The following is a 673-nucleotide window of genomic DNA, read 5'->3' as shown; positions in this document are numbered from 1 at the left end:
CGAACCAATCAAGGTACCAAAGAAACCTTGCCAATAATAGAGCCCAAGTCATTGTATGTAATGCAGGGAATGCAAATGCCTGTACTGGTGAGCAGGGTAGAAAAGGTGCAGAAGCAATGGCAGATACTGTTGCCGCAGCTTTAAATATTTCTCCTGATGATGTAATTGTTGCATCAACCGGTTTGATAGGTGAAGTTTTCCCTACAGAAGATGTGGTAGCAGGGATAAAAGAAACAGTACCAAAATTATCCAATGATGCAAAAGCTGGTTCATTCCTGGCCAATGCCATATTGACAACAGATACTTTCGCAAAGGAAGGTTTTGTTGATTTTGAATGGGAAGGAAAAACCATATCCATTGGTGGCGTTGCAAAAGGATCAGGAATGATCCATCCCAATATGGCAACGATGCTTTCCTTTTTAGCCACGGACATCGATATTGACGAAAAATTACTACAAAAGACGTTAAAATATTGTGTGGATAGGTCTTTTAATATGATCACAGTAGATGGAGATACCTCTACCAATGATATGGTTGCAATATTGGCCAATGGGATGGCTGGGAATGATAAAATCACCCAAGAAGATGACCCGCTCTATATTTTGTTTAAGGAAAAACTCGGCGAATTATTGATTCACCTTGCCAAACTAATCGTTTCTGATGGTGAAGGAGC

The 673-nt window shown here is 40.3% G+C and carries 1 protein-coding gene; it reads left to right on the top strand.

Annotated elements, in window-relative coordinates; genetic code table 11:
- Positions 1 to 50: 50 nt before the first annotated feature.
- A partial coding sequence (locus ADIWIN_RS05860) for a bifunctional ornithine acetyltransferase/N-acetylglutamate synthase (protein ID WP_235047041.1) occupies positions 51 to 673 on the top strand: 623 nt, incomplete at its 3' end.

The organism is Winogradskyella psychrotolerans RS-3 (assembly GCF_000427335.1).
GTDB classification, from domain to species: Bacteria; Bacteroidota; Bacteroidia; order Flavobacteriales; family Flavobacteriaceae; genus Winogradskyella; species Winogradskyella psychrotolerans.
Note: the sequence above shows the minus strand (reverse complement) of the source record. Positions and strands in the feature narration are given on the sequence as shown.